This window comes from Candidatus Aquarickettsia rohweri (genome assembly GCF_003953955.1).
GTDB classification, from domain to species: Bacteria; Pseudomonadota; Alphaproteobacteria; order Rickettsiales; family Midichloriaceae; genus Aquirickettsia; species Aquirickettsia rohweri.
Genome location: NZ_RXFM01000096.1, coordinates 1 through 5,692 on the forward strand (window position 1 = coordinate 1; position 5,692 = coordinate 5,692).

The window sequence follows — 5,692 nt, forward strand, 5'->3', positions numbered from 1 at the left end:
CTTTTAGATGGAAGACTGCGTATTGATAATAATGATTCGGAGCGTAGTATAAAACCATTTGCAGTTGGCAGAAAAAATTGGATGTTCTGTGCAACAACTAAGGGTGCTAAAGCTAGTGCAAATATTTATAGTATTATTGAAACTTGCAAAGTAAATAAGATTAATCCTTATGATTATTTAAAATATTTGCTGAATCATATTCATGATTATTCTGATCCAAAAGAGTTAGTAAATTTACTTCCATATAATATTGATAAAAAAATATCATCAAATTAAATTTTTTTTAGAATTATCAAAAAACTTAAGAAACCCAAAGAAAGGCGGATAATACTTGTCAAGATGGGGATATTTTAGCGTTTACTTATCACCTTTATCTAAGTATTCTAGTTCCATAGCATTTACTGCTGGTACTTCTATTTGAATGTCAAATCTATCAAATAATGGGCCAGATATTTTATTTTTATACTCATCTACACATTTAGGTGCTCTGTTGCATTGTAGATTTTGATCTTCAAAATGACCGCATTTACATGGATTCATTGCGGCTACAAGTTGAAAATTTGCAGGATAAGAAATGTGATTATTTACTCTTGAAATTGTTACACATCTATCTTCTATAGGTTGCCTTAATGATTCTAAAACATTTCTTTGAAATTCAGGTAATTCGTCCAAAAATAAAACACCTAAATGGCTTAAAGTGATTTCTCCAGGTTTTGCAAACTTTCCACCTCCAATCATTGATGGAAGTGATGCATTGCAATTTGGCGATCGAAAAGGTCTGTTTGTTATTAAACCTTCTTCTTCAAGATTACCTGATAAGCTGGCTATTACACTTGTTTCTAAAATTTAATCCTTTGTCATTTGTGGAATAATTCCTGGCAATCTTCTTGCGAGCATAGATTTTCCTGAACCTGGAGGTCCAATCATTAACATATTGTGCCTTCCTGCAGCAGCAATTTCTAATGCTCTTTTTGCAATTTGTTGTCCTTTTATATCTTGTAAATCAGGATATTTTTTTAATTCAACTTTGTAATTTTTTTTGCAAATTTTAGGTATATCTTGTTTTCCAGTAAAGTGATTTACGACTTCAATTAAATTTTTTGCTGTAATAACATCTTCATTTCCAGACCAGAAAACCTCTTGGGTATTTTTATAAGGACAGACAATACCTTTATTATTAGCGTTTGTCCAAATGGCAGCTGGTAATATACCTGGAACTTTATTTATTTCACTATTTAAAGACAATTCTCCAAGCATAACATAATTTTCTACCTCTTCTTGTGGTATTACCTGCATCTCTACGAGTAATGCTACTGCAATGGGTAAATCATAATGACTTCCTTCTTTACTTAGATCAGCGGGAGCCAAGTTAACAGTTATACGTTTTGCAGGCAGTGACAATCCCATACTGATAAAAGCTGATCTAATCCTTTCTTTAGACTCGGCTACTGCTTTATTAGCAAGCCCAACTATAAAAAATGCTGTTAATCCATCTCCTATGTGAACTTGTACTTCTACCTCTTCTGATTTTAATCCTAGAAAAGAAACAGTATAAACCCTTGATACCATTATATATTTTCAAACCTAACCAATTTTAAGTAAGAAAATAATATCAATTTTACAAATCTTCAAGTTTAATTATAAGCACATCAGAAAAAAGTTAAATCTTAAATGTTATGTTATTTTATCTAAACTCTACCATGCGGAATATTATTTCTAGATTGTTGTGATTTTTGAACGAAAGAGTCGTCTCGTTTAATTGTATCATCATGTTCTTTTATAATTTCATGTACTTTATCATGCTTAACAACATCACTGATTGCACCTTTTACACCACTATCTCGTACAGTTGATGCAAATGTGGAGAGAAATTTTTCGTGTTTTTGACCTGGTAGCTGATTATCTATTACACTATCTTCAAATACTCTAAGCTGATCTTCAACGATTTTTGTCATATTCATTATAGTTTTATAATGAGCTTTTTCTGGTTCTTTAAAAAGCATGATTTCTATTTTAGGTTTTCTTACTTGTGTTATGCATTCCTTCTCCATTAAAATATCAATAAGTCTTTGAGTATGTACTTTGTTTAGATCTTCATACTTAGAAAATGGAATTTGTAATGCATTATCAATTCCTAATTCTTTACTTAGTTCTTCGTTGCTTTTAACTAAGCTTGAGATAGTTGACCTTGTTACAAATTCTGAGCATATCATTATGTTATCATCTACCTCGGCTCCATCTCTTTGATAAAACTTTTCACTAAGTTCTTTGAAATCTTGTTCTTCTTTGGTTTTGTGCCCATAAAATGGAAGATTAGCTTTCCCAGATTGCAACCTTTTTTGTGATGAATTTTCTAAATTATTAAATCCACTATTTAGTCCTGTTTCATATACTTCTTGTTGTGATTTTTGATAAATTTTATTTACTTCTTCTTCCCAATTTTCACCAAATGCTTCTTTAGCTTTTTCTATTCCTTCCTTAGTAAGTAATTTGCTTGCATCAAATCTATATACATCTGAAAACATTGCTTGCTGAAATTTAATAATGTCACTTTCATACTGGCCATATACGTGAGATAATTTTGGAGCTTGACCATTTGAGATGTTAATTTGTGCAGCATGAGCATATTTGCTGCCTAAAAAATACCATATGCCTTTTTGTTCTTTAGTAAATTCTTTTATATTTTTGAATTGATTTTCTAATTTAATATCATACATTACTATATCACCATTTTTATATTTTTGCTCATCAAGGAATATATTTTCAAATAAATCTAACATTTTTTCTACTTCTACAATTTGTTCATAAAGTTCTTTTACACAATTAAAATCTGAATATTTTTTTAGCTTATTTTTTACCTTAACAAAATCTGATAAAATTCCATATTCTCTGACAGTAATCTGATTTTCATATGGTATAGATTCATTTTTTTGAATTTTATCTATGCCACTTTCAAATTTTTCTTTAATTTTTTTAAAATCTTTAATTCCAGTTGTTTTATGAGATATATATCTTAATTCTTCAATTGTAGTTTTTTCTTCTATAGATAGAGCTTGGTTCTTTAATAAGCTTGTTAACTGATTATTGAGATCTTTATTGCTAAAAGAAAATTCAAGAAAATTGTTTAGCAATTTATTTTGAAATGGAAGTAAGGTATTAAATATTTAAGTTAAAAAAAGGTATTATTGATTTAATGTCATTTATGTAGTTAATTTTATGACTATGATTATCGTATTGCATCTCTATAGACGCTAAATTTTCTGGATTAATAATAGAATTTTTTAATATATCTAATCTCTCTTTAAGAGGTTTATTAAAAATAAAAGAATCACTAGATACAAAAGTTCCACTTATTCCGTCATCATATTCAGCTGAAAGCAGTTCCAGTAATTTATTATATGCTAAAGATTTATTAAATAAATTATCACCTTGATTATGAATTTCAATTTCATTGATAATTTCATTAATTTTATTATTTACAAATTCATTGTCACTACTGTCATCATATGACTTATTAAGAAACTTATTTATATTAAGGTTTTTAATATCTGGCATATACCATCCCACTAACAATTATAAGGTATAATTATATCCTAATTTATTTATATATAAAACTAATCCGGGGTTGTGTGAGTGTATAACTTATACGGTATTTTGTTTAAGGCCTAATCCATTTAAAATTTTGTATGTTTCATGGACAGGTAACCCTATAACATTGCTAGGATGGCCATTTATCCAGCTTATATAAGCCGAGGCAAAGCCTTGAAGGGCATAGCCACCAGACTTGTCTTGCCACTCATTAGAATCAATTAGGTTTTGAATTTCCTTGTTGGTAAGTAGTTTAAATTTTAATTTTGTTTCAACTACCTTAGTTATGATTTTATTTTCTTTTATAATGCATATTCCAGTAAATACCGAATGCCTTCTTCCAGACAGTAATTTAAAAATTCTGTGTGCATCATCTTTATCTTTTGGCTTTGTTAATATCAATCTTCCTCTTGATACAACTGTATCAGCTCCTAATATTAAACTTTCTGAAAATTGCTTGTGAATTTTTGACGCTTTTTCAAATGCCATTCTCTTTGCATATTCTTTAGGTAATTCTTTTTTGTTAGGTGTTTCATCAATATCAGCAGATATAATTTTATCTGGGTTATACCCTATATTATTTAGTAAGGATATTCTTCTAGGTGAAGAAGATGCTAGAATGAAATTATACATGAAAGAATTAATGTCTGTGACTAACTCTGCCTTTAGTAAGATCGTATGGAGTCATTTCTACGGTTACTTCATCTCCTGCTAAAACTCTTATTCTATTTTTTCTCATTTTACCCGAAGTATACGCAATTATTTGATGACCACTCTCAAGTTCTACTCTGAAGGTAGCATTGGGTAGTAACTCAATAACTTTGCCTTTCATTTCAATAATATCATCTTTAGCCATAGTAAATTAGTTTATTAAATAGTTAGCAAATTATATTTATGTTACTTTATAAACTTTATTATTAATAATTCAACTATATATTGACATTTATTTCTACTTTTAATAGCATTACCCAGATGATTAAATATATTAGAAGCTAATATGCTACCTGTTACTGATAAAGAATTTAAACAAGAAATAGAAGAATATGATGGTCTTGCAATAGTGGATTTTTGGGCTGAATGGTGTGGTCCTTGTAAGGCATTTATGCCAATATTAAAAGAGGTTACTGAAAAAATCGAAGTTAGAGTAAAGGTCATGTCAATGGATATTGATGAAAATCCTGATACTCCTACAAGATTTGGTGTGAGAAGTATCCCAACTTTAATGATGTTTAAAAAAGGAAAACATATTGATACAAAAGTTGGTTCTATGCAACGAGATGCATTAGAGGAGTGGATCAAGTCTAATGCATAAATTTATACTCTTAAGTAAATTTTAAGTGATTACATAATTATAATTTGTTAGCATTGCATAAAAATTTTATGTTTAATTTTGCAAAATAAGAAATTATACCCACAATCAACATCTGGAAAACATAGAGCAGTTAAGAATAAATTAAATATACTGCTATTGTGTTTATATTTTTTTGCCTCATGGATTAGATGGGGCAGGGGAGAAGGTTTGCCAAATCAAGCTATAATGATTGATTTGCCCTCAAGAAGGATACATTTTTTTGCTTTGCAAATATGGTCTGATGAAATTTATTTTATCACTATTATTTTAATTTTAGCAGCATTGGGGTTGTTTATTTTTACATCATTATATGGAAGATTATGGTGTGGTTATACATGCCCACAAACTGTTTTTACAGATATCTTTCTAAAGGTAGAAGAATTTTTTCAAGGGGATAGAAATAGCAGAATCAAGTTAGATGAAAGTTATTTTAATCAAGAGAAATTAATAAAAAAGTCTCTCACATATTTAACATGGATTTTAATTTCATTTGTTTTTGCACTCTCATGGGTATCATATTTTTATGATGTATTTGATTTATATAAGGATGTTTTTAATTTTAGTGTATCTAGTTCTGCAGTAATTTGGTTAATTTCACTTACACTCACAACATATTTATTTGCAGGATTTTTAAGAGAAAAAGTTTGTATTAATGTAAGCGCTAAAATAAGGGCATCTAGGCAAGAATAAAAATAAGTGGTAGAACAAAAGCCTAAAAAAATAGAGGCTAATGATGCTATTAGAAAAAAAGAA

General features: G+C 28.8%; 7 protein-coding genes and 1 pseudogene. 3 read left to right on the plus strand and 5 right to left on the minus strand.

Translation table 11 applies throughout. The features are described from left to right. A partial coding sequence (locus EIC27_RS07945; protein WP_153183752.1) for a transposase domain-containing protein occupies nt 1–276 on the plus strand: 276 nt, incomplete at its 5' end. Between the two features lie 81 nt (nt 277–357). Here the strand turns inward: EIC27_RS07945 and EIC27_RS07705 are convergent. The 5 genes and pseudogenes from EIC27_RS07705 to infA form a co-directional block, all read right to left on the minus strand. After that, nucleotides 358–1,569, minus strand: a pseudogene (locus EIC27_RS07705) (YifB family Mg chelatase-like AAA ATPase). Between the two features lie 119 nt (nt 1,570–1,688). Further along, nucleotides 1,689–3,131 (minus strand): hypothetical protein, encoded by a 1,443-nt coding sequence (locus EIC27_RS05950; RefSeq protein WP_126045166.1) that lies wholly within the window; start codon nt 3,129–3,131, stop codon nt 1,689–1,691. Between the two features lie 25 nt (nt 3,132–3,156). Beyond that, nucleotides 3,157–3,555, minus strand: a complete 399-nt coding sequence (locus EIC27_RS05955; RefSeq protein WP_126045167.1) for a hypothetical protein — start codon at nt 3,553–3,555, stop codon at nt 3,157–3,159. Nucleotides 3,556–3,642: 87 nt separating this feature from the next. After that, nucleotides 3,643–4,221, minus strand: a complete 579-nt coding sequence (locus EIC27_RS05960; protein WP_126045168.1) for a Maf family protein — start codon at nt 4,219–4,221, stop codon at nt 3,643–3,645. Nucleotides 4,222–4,228: 7 nt separating this feature from the next. Then, a complete protein-coding gene (infA, locus tag EIC27_RS05965) occupies nt 4,229–4,444 on the minus strand; it encodes a translation initiation factor IF-1 (protein ID WP_126045169.1) in 216 nt (71 codons plus the stop codon). Nucleotides 4,445–4,585: 141 nt separating this feature from the next. Between infA and trxA the strand changes: the two genes are divergently transcribed. Together trxA and EIC27_RS05975 are read left to right on the plus strand one after the other, a co-directional pair. Further along, nucleotides 4,586–4,900 (plus strand): thioredoxin, encoded by a 315-nt coding sequence (gene trxA, locus EIC27_RS05970; RefSeq protein WP_126045170.1) that lies wholly within the window; start codon nt 4,586–4,588, stop codon nt 4,898–4,900. Nucleotides 4,901–4,978: 78 nt separating this feature from the next. After that, complete coding sequence (locus EIC27_RS05975) at nt 4,979–5,629, plus strand: 4Fe-4S binding protein (RefSeq protein ID WP_126045171.1); 651 nt, start codon at nt 4,979–4,981, stop codon at nt 5,627–5,629. Nucleotides 5,630–5,692 lie beyond the last annotated feature (63 nt).

What these genes read in the sequence shown, in the direction of transcription:
- EIC27_RS05955 (WP_126045167.1), bottom strand. Translation starts at nt 3,555, where the DNA reads ATGCCAGATATTAAAAACCTTAATATAAATAAGTTTCTTAATAAGTCA.
- EIC27_RS05960 (WP_126045168.1), bottom strand. Translation starts at nt 4,221, where the DNA reads ATGTATAATTTCATTCTAGCATCTTCTTCACCTAGAAGAATATCCTTA.
- infA (WP_126045169.1), bottom strand. Translation starts at nt 4,444, where the DNA reads ATGGCTAAAGATGATATTATTGAAATGAAAGGCAAAGTTATTGAGTTA.
- trxA (WP_126045170.1), top strand. Translation starts at nt 4,586, where the DNA reads ATGCTACCTGTTACTGATAAAGAATTTAAACAAGAAATAGAAGAATAT.